Raw genomic sequence first — 15,364 nt, forward strand, 5'->3', positions numbered from 1 at the left:
GGACTGCCTTTCTTCATCATCCGATGGGGAGTGGGCAGTCTTTTTTTTCTGCATCCATAAATATATCTGCATCGTCGATCTTCATCATCAGTCCAATACGCAAGCCCGATTCTATTCCACGTCAATATGGAATACTTCCTGCAATCCCTTCTTCCCTTCGGGCGTAATTTTTATGGCTCTTGTGCTTGGAACGCGTTGTATCCAATGCAACTCGAGCAACCTTTCTAGCAGGGCATGGCCCAATGCCCCGGCCAGGTGATGGCGTCTTTCGCTCCAATCCAGGCATCGATGTGTGAAAGAGCGGCGTTTGCGCTTAACACGACTCAGATCGACCTGAAATGCCTTGAAAAAGTCCTCTCCTTTTTCTGTAACCGTAAATTGATCTCCCTCTTCGGAAAGGACTCCTGCGCTGAGCAGTGAATTCGTCAATTGGATTCCCAATTTCCCCGCAAGATGATCGTAGCATGTCCTTGCCTGACGTAAGGCTTCATTCTCCACAGCTTGGTTTAATGATCTTATTTCGACAGGAGGCGATATCGATAGAAGTGTCTCCATGATCTGGGCAACCTCCTGATTCTGTATCCCATAATAACGATGTCTTCCCTGCTGCTCAACGGTGACCAGATTCGCCGCCACCATTTTCGATAAATGGAAGCTTGCCGTTTGCGGTTTGATGTTTGCCATGTACGCCAGCTCGCTTGCCGGATGATATCGCCCATCCAATAAGACGGTTAGAATAGCCGCTCTAGAAGCATCGCTAACGAGTGAGGCTACTTGTGCTATGTTCGAATTCGCATTCATCTCGATCCCTCCTGATGTAATCCATATTTCGATGAGCATCGAACCTTTTCTATTTTACAATGATTTGGGATAGAACAGTTAATGGGAGGAACATTTTATGAAGGAAATGAAAGGCATGATCAACTCGGACATCATTAAACCGAAAATTCTGTACTATGGAACCCCGGTAATTTTACTCAATACGCTAAATGAAGACGATACCGTAAATATTAGTCCCATATCCTCTTCATGGGCGCTCGGAGATTACATTATTTTAGGAATTGGACTCGGGGGTAAGGCGATAGAGAACTTGGAAAGGCATCCGGAATGTGTCATCAACCTTCCTGACCCTTCCTTATGGGAAAATGTTGAACAATTAGCCCCTCATACAGGAAAATATCCGGTTCCTGATGGTAAGGCAAAGAACGGTTTTACATATGAAAAAGATAAATACGCGATAAGCGGTTTAACTCCTGCTGAATCTGTCACGGTGAAGCCTACTCGCATCATGGAGTGCCCCATTCAAATCGAGGCCGCAGTGAAAAACATTCGGATGCCTGACTATTCTCCCATGTTTGCCATTGTCGAAACACAGGCGATCCATGTACACGCCCATCGAAACATCATGTGGAATGAGCATCACATTGATCCCGCCAAATGGAGCCCGATCATATATAATTTCCGGCATTATTATGGACTTGGCACCCCGTTAGGCAAGACATTCCGGGCCGAGTCATAAGCCAGAATGATGAAGAATGAGAGAGAGGCCCGCAGCATATGCGAGCCTCTTCTGTACTTACACTTATTATGGCTTAATCGGAATGGTCATTTCCAGTTCCTTCAGATATGTTTTATCCCCTTGGCTGTTCTTTCCATGACCAACTACGCTCCAATCCTTGTTGTTAACGGTCAGGGTAAACGGCTTAATCGTAATGGACTTCGGAGTTCCGTTTACAGGACTGAACAATTGATCAATATGATATTCGGTCTTGGGCTTGCTGTTAAAGTAATCAAACTTCCGAGGAGTCAGCACATTTCCTTGATCATCCACAAGCTCATAATAGACCATGCTCGCGCTGTAATCGCCGGATTGCTCTGGTGAAGCTGGAACCGGACCTTGACTGTCCAGAACCAGACGGGTCGATACAGGTGAAATATCCAATCGCTTGACGGAATAACTGAATTGTCCATCCGATTTCGTAGCATCGTTTGGCTTCACGACAACCGATTTATTAGCGACATTCACGGGGACCTTGAATTCGAAGGTTTCATTCACTTGAGTTACGTTGGCCTGAATGGTCAGCTCGAACTGATCAGGCAATTTCAAGTCCTTGGTAAGCTCAACCATATAGGCATTGTCCTGTGGGGGATAGTCTCCGAACCCCCCTTCTCCAAACTCCACATCGCGTCCATCTACCAGGATTCGCGGTCTTTCGATATATCCTTTCACCTGGTCTTCCTTGGCAACTTTCCTCGACTTGATAAATTCGCTGTCGGGATTACCAATTATTGTTTCATTTTCACCTAAATACGGAGAAGCTGTACTCGGCAAATCCACTCCCTCGCGTTCCAGTACAAAGGACAGTCGGGTTCCATCATATAGAAGGTTAGCTATCTTTAAAGTCACACCATCGTGAGTCACGCTCAAGTTAGGTTCGGATAGAATCCCTTGCTTTATAGCGGTATGAACTGCTTCTTCGCTGGTTCCTTTGAATAGCACGCCGATCACTGGGATTTGCTTCAGGTTTGCCGCCATCACCGGCGATACAAATCCTGACCCGATCACGGTTCCTCCCAACACTGCAGCCGCGGATGCAACGAGTATCGTTCTTTTTAAACCACTCGGTTTCCGTTTGGATGATGCTCTTGTCATTTCACGTTCTCCAATCCTGTTCATAATTTGATAGCTCAAGCTATTCTTCGGTAAAGACGATTCTCGAATCATGTCTTCTAATGCATTCATTTCAGCGAATTCCGTTTGTTTTGGCGATTGTCCCACGTGCTACCTCTCCTTTTGTGCTTATTCGGTCCATCAGTTTACGTCGTAACCGTTCATACTTCTTTCGGATCGTTGCCGACTTGAGTCCCATAATGTCGCTGATTTCCTCAAAGGTATACTGTTCAACCGCCTTCAGCAGCAATATATGGCGTTCTTCCGCTGTCAGGTAGGTTAATAGCTCGTCCACAACCGGCTCGTGCTGAGATATTTGCGTAACCGGCTGCTGTTCCTTGCAATGCTCGATCAGGTTAAGAAAACGGCTCTGCTTCTTTTTGATATTGATCAAATGATGATAGGCCATTTTATACAACCAGGCGGAGAAAGACACTTGTCTCTTGTACTGATGAAGATGTTCATAGGCACGAATAAAAATTTCTTGTACCGCATCTTCAGTCTCCGTATGATTTTTCAGAATATAGTAGCAGTACGTGTACATCTGCCGCTCAAACTGGAGGATGATCGCTTGGTATGCGTGTTTATCTCCTGATTTGACTTGTTCTACAACCGCTTCAATGGCTTCTCTTTTTCCTTCCGCTTCCCCGGGGATGGTTGGCTGCAAGCGAGCTCACCTCCTTCTTTGTTTACCTATATAACAATCCCAACAAGCGGTTTTGTGACACCCATTATTTTATGTAGAGAATGATCAGGAACGAAGCTCCTGCCGTGTGATAGAGTTTGGATGTCGGGTAGGAGTCACATTCAGCTTCGCCTATAGAGCTACAGCTTGGGGTAATTCTTAACATAATCCAAGAATCGCTTCGTAGCGGGAGATATCTCCCGCATGGAATTTACGGCAATGCCGAGCGATCTAAAGCTCTTCTCCTTCAATTCGATCAGCCGTATTTTCCGCAGCTGCCCCCGCAGCACAAGTTCAGGAAGAATGCTGATACCGAGGCCCTTCTCCACCATGGCCATAATGGCATAATCATCACCAAGTGTATATCTGATATCCGGCTTCATTCGTGCCTTCTCGAGCATCCTATTCACATCATAATCGGAACCTTTGCTTGGCATAATAAACGGTTCATTCTCTATCTGGGACAATGTAATAGAGTCCTCAGAACTAAGCGGATGTTCCATGGGCAGTAATACAAGCATCGGGTCTTGATGCAGGGGAATCGCATCGAATGTATCCGACGTCGGAAGTGACAGGAACCCGCAATCGATCTTGCCCTCCGCGATCCAATCCTCGATTTCCCGGTAATCTCCTTCGACCAAACGAATTTCGATATGGGGATAATCCCGCTGAAAATCCTGAATTATCCCCGGCAGCCAGTGAACGCCGACACTGGTGAAGGTACCGATGTGAATGGTTCCCAGCTCGATTCCATGAATGGAAGCCACCTGCTGTTCCAAATGTTCGTTCCACTTCAATATTTCCCGTATCGTCTTCAGAATCTCTTCGCCATTGGTTGTCAGCTTCGCTCCTGAACGGTTCCGGATCAGCAGCGAGAAACCAAACTCGTCTTCAAGGCTGCTGATCATATGGCTGACACCGGACTGCGTAAATCCCATCACTTCGGCGGCTTGGGTCAAGCTTCCAAGCTCGACGACCTTTAATAGAACTTTGAATTTATTTATACTCAATGGAATTCCTCCTGCTCACTTATACATGAATTTTACTCATGTTTATTATTAGAAACATTCGTTTTACTTGTCTATTGTACGTGAGTATACTGATTCTGTTCAATCACTTGAAGGAGGAAATGGAACTTGAAACCACTGAAGGCCGATCTTATGATTTTGTTCATCACCATGTGTTGGGGCTCGTCCTATCTTTTTATGAAAATGGGACTGGATTCGCTAGGAGAGTTTAATTTGATAGCCCTACGCTTTGGATTGGCCTTTATACTTGCAGGCGTGATTTTTCTCCCCCGCTTGCGCCAGGTTAACGTAAAGACGATTCGATACGCCATGCTCCTAGGCTTTATATTATTTATCATGTTCTCGGCGCTTACCTTCGGTCTGAAGACCACGACAACATCCAATGCCGGATTTTTGGTCAGTCTAACGGTGGTGTTTGTCCCCTTATTACATACGTTTCTATTTAAGAAAAAAATAGAGAACAGAGTGGTTGTCAGTATTTTGCTGGCCTTAACGGGCATCGCTCTGTTAACCATCCAGCTTCCTTTTACATTTAAGATCGGTGATCTGTTCTGCATCGCGGCCGCATTATGTTATGCGCTTCATATCAATATGGTAAGCACTGCCGCACAGAAGGTCGATACGCTTAGCCTTGGCATCCTGCAGCTTGGATTCACCGGATTGTATGCGTTCATCTCGTCTCTGCTCTTCGAAGCTCCAGTATGGCCAAACACGACCAACTCGTGGATTGCCGTCCTTGTTCTTAGCGTGGTGTGCACCGCGGTCGGGTTCATCTTTCAGACGATTGCCCAAAAATATACGACGGCTGCCCGGACGGGACTTGTATTTTCCCTGGAGCCTGTATTCGCGGCGCTGGTCGGATACTGGTTTGCTCGCGAGATCCTGAATTCCAATCAATATTTGGGTGCTGCCCTAGTGTTTCTTAGCGTTGTTATATCGAGCGTTGATGTAAACGTGAGGAGACGCTCTACAATCAAGAATGGCCCCGTTCCGATGGAGTCGTATTCTGCTGAGTTCAAGTAAAAAAAGCTTGACTAATCCCTCAAAAATTTATATCTTTAAATCACGGCTTAACTGATAACGATATCAGTTATGCAGGAACGTGATTAAAGGGGAGTAGCTGACACAACAAAGTCGTCATTCCGGGAAAGTTCCCCGGCTTTGTTGGCAACGATACGTTGTTTGCGAGACCTTTACCACACTCTGTGGTGAAGGTCTCTTTTTGATTATAAGGGGCCTTCACCTGCCGGTGGAGGTCCTTTTCTTTTGTGCCTTCAATTAAATAATTGGGAGGAATTGGTATGGAGCTTTTATTGGAGTATGCGTGGGTACTGTTGGTACTCATCGCACTGGAAGGGTTGCTCGCAGCTGATAACGCGCTGGTGCTTGCCATTATGGTGAAGCATTTACCCGAGGAGCAGCGTAAAAAGGCTTTATTTTACGGATTGCTCGGAGCGTTTGTATTCCGCATCGGATCCCTGTTCTTAATCTCGTTCCTGGTTGACGTATGGCAGGTGCAAGCCATTGGCGCACTCTATCTTCTCTACATTTCGATCAATCACACATTGAAACACGTGATCAAAGGCAAGAAACCGACGGAAGACGCCCAGCCTCTACCGGATAAACCCAAGAAGCAATCCGGCTTCTGGATGACCGTCTTCAAAGTCGAAGTTGCAGACATCGCGTTTGCGGTAGACTCGATACTTGCAGCCGTAGCACTGGCTGTAGCACTGCCTCCAAGCGGTCTGGCGAACATCGGCGGCCTGGACGGAGGTCAATTCATCGTCATCTTCCTGGGAGGATTCATTGGTCTGATTATCATGCGTTTTGCGGCATCCTACTTCGTGAAGCTGCTGCAGCAGCGCCCCGGACTTGAAGTGGCGGCATTCCTCATTGTCGGTTGGGTAGGGGTCAAACTTGCCGTCATCACCCTTGCGCATCCCGATGTTGCCCTTATCGACCATCACTTCCCTGAGAGCTCGATCTGGAAGTCCTCCTTCTATATTGTTCTTGTGCTGATTGCCGTTATCGGATGGTTTAGTTCTTCGAAGGGGAAAGTCCAAGACGAGGACAATGCAATCAAGGAAGTGGAAGACCAACAGCCTGGAAAAACGCTTCAAGGTTAATTTCCGTTTTTCGATTGAAACAGGACACGTAACTAACAGATCAATAGATCGATCCAACAATAGGAAAAGGCGGTTTGCTGACGGTGCATAAACCGTTCGCAAATCGCCTTTCCTCTTATATGGTTAATTGCATATTGTATAAATTCGCATACGCGCCTTGACGGGCAATTAATTCATCATGCGCTCCCTGCTCCTCAATTCCATTCTCGGACAACACGACGATTCGCTGCGCATTCCGTACCGTTGTCAGGCGATGAGCGATGACAAGTGTTGTGCGATTGCTGCTCAACCGTTCCAGCGAATCCTGGACGGCTCTTTCGCTTTCATTATCCAGGGAGCTGGTCGCTTCATCAAATATAAGGATCGGCGGATTCTTCAGGAACACACGTGCAATGCTGAGCCGCTGCTTCTGTCCTCCGGACAGCTTGACGCCGCGCTGCCCGATGTCCGTATCATAACCGTCCGGCAGTGCCATGATGAAATCATGGGCATTCGCTCTTTTCGCAGCTTCGATGATTTCCTCCTCGCCGGCCTCCATTTTGCCATACCGGATGTTATCGAAGACGGTTCCCGCAAACAAATATACATCCTGCTGAACAATCCCAATATGCCTTCTTAACGAGTGCTGCGTGATATCCCGGATATCGCGTCCATCCAGCATAATGCGTCCTTCGCTTACTTCATAGAAACGCGGAATCAACGAACACAACGTCGTCTTGCCGACGCCGGAGGGACCAACCAGTGCCACATACTCGCCAGGCTTGATGTCCAGCGACACCTGTTTCAGCACATATTCGTAGTTTTCTTTATATCTGAAGCTGACGTCCTGAAATGTGATATTCCCCTGAACCTGCGTGATCGCCGCAGCATCGATGGAATCCTCGATATCCGGCTCTACCTCCAGAATGTCCATGAACCGGTCGAATCCCGTAATCCCCTCCTGATACAGTCTGGCGAAATTAACCAGTCTCTGGATCGGTTCGATCAGAATGCCAATACACAAGAAAAAAGTCAGCAAATCCGCCAGTTCCAGCGAGGCATCGACGATTGCAGCTCCGCCAAACACAATGACCGCTATGGTAAGGAGTTGGGTAAACCCAACCACCCCTTCGTGGAAGTAGGTTTCACTTTTATACCCCTCCCTTCTGCTGTCAACGAATCGCCCGTTAGCGTAGGCGAACTTTTCCCTCTCTACGTGTTCGTTCGTAAATGATTTCACCACGCGGATACCCGACAGAGAATCCTCCACTTGGGCGTTGATATCCCCAATTCGGTCCTTGCTAACACGCAGCGCCACATTCATCTTCTTATTAAAATAAAAAGCAAACACGGCCATGACCGGCAGAAAGAGAAACACGATCAGGGCAAGTTTCACGTCAATATACATTAAGATGATGAATGCACCCAGAAACTTCAGAACGGATATGACAATATCTTCGGGTCCATGGTGATACAATTCGGTTAGCGACAGAATGTCATTGGTGGTGCGTGTCATGAGCTGCCCTGTTTTGTTCTCATCGTAGAAACCAAAAGACAGCTTCTGAAGATGGTCAAACAGCTCCCGTCTCATGTCACTCTCCATGTAAGCCCCCATCATATGTCCTTTATAGGAGATGAACATGTCGCAGAAGGTGTGGATGAGGACCATGGCCAGCATGATCGCACCCACCGAATAGATTTGGTTCAGTGGATTCGGGGAATTCCCTTCCAACACGTTGATGGTGACATACCGGATACACAGCGGAAGCATGAGCGTAATAGCCGAGACAACGAAAGCGCATGCCAAGTCTGCAAATAACAACCCTAGATACGGTTTATAATAGGACAAAAATTTCTTGGTTCGCGAATTCAAATCAATCTCCTCCATAATGTCGGAGGGTTACGTATTCATATCCCTCCAAACTTGATTCATGATGTCATCCATCGTTTTTCTCATTCTAAACACCCTTCCTTTTACTTGATGATTCCATCATATCCAAAAACGTCACGACCGCGGAGTGTAAGAATCATTTATACTCAAAAAATCCCCTTAGGGCATAAAAAAAAGCAAGCATGGATCATAACCAAGCTTGCCTTTCGGGAAATTCATGCTTACCGATTCCAACGTTCGTTAAGCAGCTCACCATTGATGGCGGCCGCTGCCATGGCTCCCATCGAAGCGGCGGCAATGGCCTGGTACATTTCCGTGGCTGCATCACCGGCGCTGTAGACGCCAGGCACGTTCGTTTTACCGAAGGCGTCATTGACCACACTTCCGGCTTCATTGATGTCACATCCGATGGCGGCCGGCAATTCAGAGCCGGAGACCAGTTTCGGCGCGAAAAAGATGCCTGTGCAAGGAATGATCTCTCCATCCTCCAGCACAACTTGCCGGACCATGCCCTCGTTCGATTCGATGCGATGAATCGGGGTGGTGAATACGGGGATGTCATGCTCCTTTAACTCTTGGCGCTGTTCATCCGTCAGTTCATCCGGTCCGTTCGTGCAAATCGTGTAACGATCACTCCAACCTGCAATGACTTTTGCAAAGTGCGCTGCCCCCGCACCCTTGGCAATGACAACAAGCGGCTGATCCCTCAGTTCCCATCCATCGCAATATGGACAGACGAAAGCACTCCTGCCATATACGTCCGCCAAACCGTTAATATCCAATGGGCTATCTTTCTTGCCGACGGCAAAGAGCAGCTTTTTACTGCGGTAGATCGTCCCGTCTCCCGTTGTGATCCGAAAATCACCGTCCACGCCTGCAACGGCGGCAGCCGTCCCCTCTACGAAACGGACAGAAGGATACGCGCTAATCTGTTCCCTTGCAATGCGGCGAAATTCCGATGGGCTGACACCGTCTCGGGTAAGAAAACCATGAGTCTCACGGGTAACCTTATTTCGCGGCTTCCCTTCGTCAATCAACACCACATCTTTTCTCGCTCTTCCCAATACCAGCGCAGCATTCAAGCCCGCCGGACCTCCGCCAATAATAAGGACATCATGCAATTGCTCCGTCATGTATACCATCACCCTTCTGGATCTTTAATGTCCATAATAATAAAACAAGAAGTCCTTACTTCTGGTGGATTTTCACCATTTCCTCAAGGAAGATTGCCACGGACAAATATTATTATAGACTCTTGATGTCTATTATAGACAACTGAAATCCATATTGCAACTCAAATTGTTATTTAGGTTTACGAACATATAAAATTTACGTTTTTCTAACGATGAAAATCGCCCCGTTACCCGGCTGCCGCGAGCTTTTATTTGCAATGGTATATATCCTCTCTATCAAGCTTTCACAAATTGCTCAGTCGACCTTATCTTCTTCGCTCAATCCGCTGACTTGAAACGCTTGCGCTTTCCCATCATAGCGTGCCAAAGAATGCACCTTGCGATCCTTAACGCTAAATACCGTAAATACGATCGCTTCTCCCTTGATATGTCCATCCTCATGAAGCCAAGTACCGTGCTGCTCCAGTACGATTCGTTCATCCTTTGCGTAACGGTTTATCGTAGCCAGCTGCAGATTCGCTCGTTCCAGCCACTCACCCAAGTCCGCGTTATTCATGAGTCCGGAACCTTGGGGACCTATAATCTCGATTTGAGGTGCGGTGAGATCCATCAATCCTTCCAGGTCTTTATGGTTGGATCGCTCCACCCATTGCTCCGCCGTTTCGATTGTCATCAGCGTTTGGTCATGTGCCGGATTACATTCCATTCCAATTTCACTCCTTATGCTCGAATGCTGTTCAAATAATGAAGCGTTGTATACTTTACAAAATCAGCATGTGTCATGCTATCTTCCCTGACTAGTAAGGTGTAAACGAGGGGGTCCAGGACCTGCATAAGCTGCAAGGCAGAGAAATGCGTCGGCAAATCTTCGGTGAACACCCGCTCCCTCTTCCCTCGCTCAATGATCCGCTCAAAACAGGCGATCACTTTATCCTGAATACTTTGGAGCTCTTTGGCTTTAGCCTCTGCAAAGATGGCCCCCATATCTGGGAAACTCGTCAACACGAATGTAAAAAACGAACTGGATAAAGCTTCGTCTATGATCCGTTCCACCTGTTGAACCGGATGAAAATCCTCGCTAACTGTCGATTCTACGATCTCCCGAAATTCCGTCATTTTAGGTTTGATCAGCTCAAATACAAGCTCCTCTTTGGATTTATAATGGAGATACAATGTACCCTTCGCAATCTCTAACGTGTCTGCGATGTCACTCATTTTTAAGGCATGATAACCGCTGTCCATAATTAGCCGCTCAGCTGCTTGAAGGATTAGCTCATTCCTCGCCTCAAATTTCTTTTCACGTTTATTCAACTCACTCACCCTGTCCTTCTCTAAAATGACCGAATAGTCATTTTTGACTCAAAAGTCATTTTATTTTATATCAGCTCTCTTGTCAAATTTAAGCTTGTACACCTTACCACCTGCATGTCACAATAAACTAGAGACTGTCAGCATGGACCTATTCACCTATGTAGTTTCGCTACAAGTTCTCAGCTGCCCCTGCAACTACAGCGAGGTGGACGCACAATCAACCTATTTTTGAATTGGAGGACCGTAATCATGAAAACGATGAAGCTTGGAAACAGTTCACTAGAAGTACCGGTTGTAGCCGTGGGTTGCATGCGTATAAATTCGCTGGAAAAAGCGGAAGCCGAGCGTTTCGTATTATCCGCACTGGAGGAGGGCGCTAACTTCTTCGACCATGCCGACATATACGGCGGCGGAGCTTGCGAGGAAATTTTTGCCGATGCAATACATATGAATGCAGAAATCCGCGAGAAGATCATTCTGCAATCCAAATGCGGGATTCGCCAGGGCATGTTCGATTTTTCCAAAGAGCATATCTTGAATTCCGTTGATGGCATCCTGAAAAGACTCAAAACCGAATATCTCGATGTACTCCTTCTGCACCGTCCGGATGCGCTGGTTGAGCCTGAAGAGGTGGCTGAGGCATTCGATAAACTCGAAAGCTCCGGTAAAGTGCGTCATTTCGGCGTATCCAATCAGAATCCGATGCAAATCCAGCTGCTGAAAAAAGCTGTGAAGCAGCCGCTCGTGGCCAATCAGCTGCAGCTTAGCATCACGAACACCACCATGATTCAAAGCGGGATCAACGTCAATATGGAGAATGACGCCGCGGTTAACCGTGACGGCAGCGTACTCGATTTCTGCCGACTTCACGATATTACGATTCAGCCTTGGTCTCCTTTCCAATACGGTTTCTTTGAAGGCGTATTCCTTGGAAGCGACAAGTTCCCTGAGCTTAATCAGAAGATCGATGAGATTGCGGAAAAATACAACGTAACCAACACCACGATTGCCATCGCATGGCTTCTTCGCCATCCTGCACACATGCAGCCGATCATCGGGACAATGAATATCAGTCGTTTGCAAGACTGTATTAAAGCCGGCGATGTAGCGCTCACCCGCGAAGAATGGTATGCCATTTACCGTGCGGCGGGCAACATCCTTCCTTAAGGCCATTGCAAAACAGCCTCCTATCGTCTACGATAGGAGGCTGTTTTCATTATATTGGCGCGTTTTTTGAAGATGATGATGGTTTGCGCTTGTTCACCGTGCTTAGACAAACAGGGATCATAACTAGTGACAGTAAACCTCCTGCAATGGAAAGGGTACCATAACTGGTATTGGCAACCACCATACCGGATAAAGCGCCGCCCGATGCTCCCGCCAAAGCAATCAAGACATCCACTGTTCCCTGCGTTCCGGCGCGGGCGGATGGATGGGTTGCATCGATGATGAGCGCCGTTCCGCTGATAAATCCAAGGTTCCAGCCCAGCCCCAGCAGAGCCAGCGCCGTTATGATCAGCGCCATGGATTCGGCGGGAGCCGCAGCGGCTAGAATCCCGGAGCTCAAGAGCACGATGCCCGATGCGATTGACATGCTGATACGGCCGATTTTATCCACGAGAAAACCTGTGAATAACGAGGGCAGGTACATCGCTCCGATATGAATGCCAATCACCAAACCTACCTCTCCTAGATCATGTCCGTGATGTTTCATATGGACGGGCGTCATGGTCATGATTGAGACCATGACCACCTGAGTCAATATCATCACGCAGGCTCCAACCAGGATCCCCCGTTTGTTTCGTTCTGATCCGTTCAACTTGCCGGCGGAAGAATCACCGGAAATTTTCGTTTTCGCTTCCTCAATTGCTTGGGCTATCGCATAAGGATCCGGGCGCAGGAATAATAGCAGGATCAGGCCTGCCAGAATAAAAGCCACGGAAGCCAAAATAAACGGTCCGGCCAACGCAGGAATCCCGAAGGATTCGGCAACATTCCCCATAACCCCCACCAGATTCGGACCCGCAACGGCACCGAAGGTGGTGGAAACCATCGCCATGCTGACCGCTCCTGCGCGCTGCGAAGGTTTTGCCAAATCCGTACCTGCATAACGAGCTTGCATATTCGTTGCGGTACCTGCACCGTATATCAACAACGAAGCGAATAACAGATAAATATTGTGATAAACGGCGGCCGATATGACTCCGATCGCGGCAATTCCACCCGCCAGGAATCCGGCAGCCAAACCCGGCCCCCTTCCATATCGCTGGGTAAGCCGGCCAATATACCAGGCACCCAGTGCGGAACCGACCGTGATAAGCGCAACAGGGATTCCTGCATAGCCGTCCGTCTTGAGCATATCCTGTGCCAGAAGCGCACCGACCGTCAATCCTGCGGCCAGACCAGCCCCACCGAATATTTGCGAGAGGATCACAACGATGAGGGTCTTCTTATACAGCTTGTTCTGCAAGTCGGGCGAATCGATGTAAGATTGAATATGGGATTGCCGCTTCGTGTTGGTTTCAGCAATATCCTGATCATGGGCCATGGACATTCTCCTTTCATGTGCTACCAAACAGAATACCATAAACCGTTCTACGGTAAGAGGAAAATTTCAATTGTCCGTCTATATAGAGTCTGCCAATCGCGTAGATTTCGGGCACCGAATCGCCATTTGCATTCCGTCCCCGCCCAGATCAATCCGTCTGTAATCCGCACAGCGTTTCCCATTTCCTGCAAATTAGAACCGTGTAAAACGCATGCCGCTTTCATAAAGTGTATGCCTTCCCTGTACTGCAAACCTGTTTGACACCAAAAAAAGTGAACCTCATGTGGATAAGGGTTCACTCCTAATGTTAGCGTATTTGCGTTTCGTTCCTGTTATCCTGTCCGTTCCTCCGCCTCCGCAGCCAGTTTCAGGAGCTGATCCCTCACTCGCACAACTTCGCCAATGATCAGAAGCGCCGGATTCTTCACGTTCATAAGAAGAGCGATCTTGTGGATGGTTCCGAGCGTTCCCATTATGGTTCGCTCCTCTGCCCGAGTCCCCTGTTCAACGATAGCTACGGGAGTCGACGACGGCTTGCCATGAGCGAGCATCTCCTTGCAGATTTCGTTCATTCTGCTGACGCCCATGTATACCACAAGCGTATCCACACTGTGAGTCAGCAAGTCCCACCTGACGCCCCGCTCATTTCCATGACAGCTCGTTCCGCTGACAAAAGCTACCGAAGTGCTGGCTCCGCGGTGGGTCAGAGGTATCCTAGTGGAGGAGGCTGCGCCCAAAGCCGAGGTAATGCCGGGCACGATCTCGAAGGGAATGCCTCGTGCAGCCAATTCGCAAGCCTCTTCGCCGCCTCGTCCGAAGATCAGCGGATCACCTCCCTTGAGCCGGACGACGTCATGACCTGCAAGGGCAAAGTCAATCATGTTCTCGTTAATCCTCTCCTGTGGAACGGAATGGCTGCCGGGTGCCTTACCGCAGTATACGAGCAAAGCATCCTTCTTCGCGTAACTCAACAGCTCATCGTTCACCAGTCGATCGTACATAATGACGTCCGCTTCCTGAATACGCCGCAGGGCTTTCAGCGTGATCAGCTCCGGATCTCCCGGACCCGCCCCCACAATATACACCATGCCCGCCCTCATCGTCTTTTCTCGACCGAAACCGCGGTCGCCTCCATAACCCTGAGTCCATGATGAACCTTACCAATCGGTTTAACCTCGCTGCGCTTTCCGAGTCCGAAATGAGATAAGTACAACATCGCCCCGGTAAATACCGCTCCACCAATAAAATTACCTATTAATACGGGGATTTGGTTCCAGAGCCACCAATCGGCCATGCTGACATCCGCCCCCAGCATCATGCCCGCCGGTATCACAAACATATTTACCACGGCATGCTCGAATCCTTGACCGAAAAAGACCAGGATGGGCAGCCACATCGCAACGATTTTCCCTATCGTTGAGCTTGACGTAAACGCCATGACAACGCCTAGCGTCACCATCCAGTTGCAGAGCATAGCCTTGATCACCACCAGCAGCATGCCGCTCACGCCCAGTGCCTTATAGCCGAGCGTCTTTGTTTCACTGGTGTCGATGACCATCTGAACAAGCGGATGACTCATATCCGTCCCCATCCTGGTCGCGGTCAGTGTATAGAGCCCCCCATATATCAGACAGCCTATCACATGTCCGAGAATCACCCATCCGTAATTCGCAAGCATAGAGGCACCTGAAGCCTTCTTTTGCAGGACGGCTAATGGCAAGAGTGCGAAGCTTCCAGTCACCAGCTCTAAGCCCAGCAGTACAATCATCACAAGGCCAACCGGAAACAGGAGCGCGCCTACCATCGGTATATTCGTTTGGTCCGAAGCGGAAAAAGCCAGCGTGGTGGCGCACGCCAGGATGGCGCCCGATAACATGCCGCGGATGAGCATCTGCGAAGTCTTCAGCCGGGCTTTCGCGGCTCCGGCCTCGATCATGTCATCCATTACCTGATTCGGTTTCACATAATCCATTTCGTGCACCCCCTTTAATG

15 protein-coding genes are annotated in these 15,364 nt (G+C 48.5%); 4 read left to right on the forward strand and 11 right to left on the reverse strand.

The annotated features are described in order from the left end of the window. Positions 1–111: 111 nt before the first annotated feature. The gene (locus tag DP091_RS09290) at positions 112–801 is read right to left on the reverse strand and encodes an ArsR/SmtB family transcription factor (RefSeq protein ID WP_113058067.1); all 690 of its coding nucleotides are present in this window, start codon (positions 799–801) and stop codon (positions 112–114) included. A 97-nt stretch (positions 802–898) separates the two neighbouring features. Between DP091_RS09290 and DP091_RS09295 the strand changes: the two genes are divergently transcribed. Further along, positions 899–1,519, forward strand: a complete 621-nt coding sequence (locus DP091_RS09295) for a flavin reductase family protein (RefSeq protein WP_113058068.1) — start codon at positions 899–901, stop codon at positions 1,517–1,519. A 66-nt stretch (positions 1,520–1,585) separates the two neighbouring features. Here DP091_RS09295 and DP091_RS09300 read toward each other — a convergent pair whose 3' ends face one another. The 3 genes from DP091_RS09300 to DP091_RS09310 all read right to left on the reverse strand — a co-directional run bounded on the left by DP091_RS09300 (position 1,586) and on the right by DP091_RS09310 (position 4,366). Beyond that, positions 1,586–2,779 (reverse strand): DUF4179 domain-containing protein, encoded by a 1,194-nt coding sequence (locus DP091_RS09300; RefSeq protein WP_113058069.1) that lies wholly within the window; start codon positions 2,777–2,779, stop codon positions 1,586–1,588. Beyond that, positions 2,745–3,338: an RNA polymerase sigma factor gene (locus DP091_RS09305; RefSeq protein ID WP_113058070.1), complete on the reverse strand. Its 594-nt coding sequence runs from the start codon at positions 3,336–3,338 to the stop codon at positions 2,745–2,747. Before DP091_RS09305 ends, DP091_RS09300 begins: the two co-directional genes overlap by 35 nt. Positions 3,339–3,496: 158 nt before the next feature. After that, on the reverse strand, positions 3,497–4,366 hold the full coding sequence (locus DP091_RS09310) for a LysR family transcriptional regulator (RefSeq protein WP_113058071.1): 870 nt from the start codon (positions 4,364–4,366) through the stop codon (positions 3,497–3,499). Positions 4,367–4,492: 126 nt separating this feature from the next. On the opposite strand from DP091_RS09310, the gene DP091_RS09315 reads away from it, so the two are divergent. Both DP091_RS09315 and DP091_RS09320 read left to right on the forward strand, forming a co-directional pair. Further along, positions 4,493–5,407, forward strand: a complete 915-nt coding sequence (locus DP091_RS09315; RefSeq protein WP_113058072.1) for a DMT family transporter — start codon at positions 4,493–4,495, stop codon at positions 5,405–5,407. Positions 5,408–5,685: 278 nt separating this feature from the next. Next, complete coding sequence (locus DP091_RS09320) at positions 5,686–6,510, forward strand: TerC family protein (RefSeq protein WP_113058073.1); 825 nt, start codon at positions 5,686–5,688, stop codon at positions 6,508–6,510. A gap of 115 nt (positions 6,511–6,625) precedes the next feature. Here the strand turns inward: DP091_RS09320 and DP091_RS09325 are convergent, their stop codons facing one another. The 4 genes from DP091_RS09325 to DP091_RS09340 all read right to left on the reverse strand — a co-directional run bounded on the left by DP091_RS09325 (position 6,626) and on the right by DP091_RS09340 (position 10,824). Beyond that, the gene (locus DP091_RS09325) at positions 6,626–8,362 is read right to left on the reverse strand and encodes an ABC transporter ATP-binding protein (RefSeq protein ID WP_113058139.1); all 1,737 of its coding nucleotides are present in this window, start codon (positions 8,360–8,362) and stop codon (positions 6,626–6,628) included. A gap of 239 nt (positions 8,363–8,601) precedes the next feature. Beyond that, positions 8,602–9,513: an NAD(P)/FAD-dependent oxidoreductase gene (locus DP091_RS09330; RefSeq protein WP_113058074.1), complete on the reverse strand. Its 912-nt coding sequence runs from the start codon at positions 9,511–9,513 to the stop codon at positions 8,602–8,604. A gap of 295 nt (positions 9,514–9,808) precedes the next feature. Further along, the gene (locus tag DP091_RS09335) at positions 9,809–10,219 is read right to left on the reverse strand and encodes a hypothetical protein (RefSeq protein ID WP_113058075.1); all 411 of its coding nucleotides are present in this window, start codon (positions 10,217–10,219) and stop codon (positions 9,809–9,811) included. A 14-nt stretch (positions 10,220–10,233) separates the two neighbouring features. Then, complete coding sequence (locus DP091_RS09340) at positions 10,234–10,824, reverse strand: TetR/AcrR family transcriptional regulator (RefSeq protein ID WP_146746993.1); 591 nt, start codon at positions 10,822–10,824, stop codon at positions 10,234–10,236. Between the two features lie 249 nt (positions 10,825–11,073). On the opposite strand from DP091_RS09340, the gene DP091_RS09345 reads away from it, so the two are divergent. After that, positions 11,074–11,991 carry an aldo/keto reductase gene (locus tag DP091_RS09345; protein WP_113058077.1) on the forward strand — a complete coding sequence of 306 codons (918 nt, stop codon included), beginning with the start codon at positions 11,074–11,076 and terminating at the stop codon, positions 11,989–11,991. A gap of 49 nt (positions 11,992–12,040) precedes the next feature. Here the strand turns inward: DP091_RS09345 and DP091_RS09350 are convergent, their stop codons facing one another. The 3 genes from DP091_RS09350 to DP091_RS09360 all read right to left on the reverse strand — a co-directional run bounded on the left by DP091_RS09350 (position 12,041) and on the right by DP091_RS09360 (position 15,344). Beyond that, on the reverse strand, positions 12,041–13,372 hold the full coding sequence (locus tag DP091_RS09350; protein ID WP_113058078.1) for an MFS transporter: 1,332 nt from the start codon (positions 13,370–13,372) through the stop codon (positions 12,041–12,043). A gap of 332 nt (positions 13,373–13,704) precedes the next feature. Further along, complete coding sequence (gene cobA / locus DP091_RS09355; RefSeq protein ID WP_258394454.1) at positions 13,705–14,460, reverse strand: uroporphyrinogen-III C-methyltransferase; 756 nt, start codon at positions 14,458–14,460, stop codon at positions 13,705–13,707. 8 nt (positions 14,461–14,468) lie between these two features. Continuing rightward, a complete protein-coding gene (locus tag DP091_RS09360) occupies positions 14,469–15,344 on the reverse strand; it encodes a formate/nitrite transporter family protein (protein WP_113058080.1) in 876 nt (291 codons plus the stop codon). Between the last annotated feature and the right edge of the window lie 20 nt (positions 15,345–15,364).

Origin of the sequence: Paenibacillus sp. MDMC362, assembly GCF_003269305.1 — a bacterium.
Lineage (GTDB): Bacteria > Bacillota > Bacilli > Paenibacillales > Paenibacillaceae > Paenibacillus_AQ.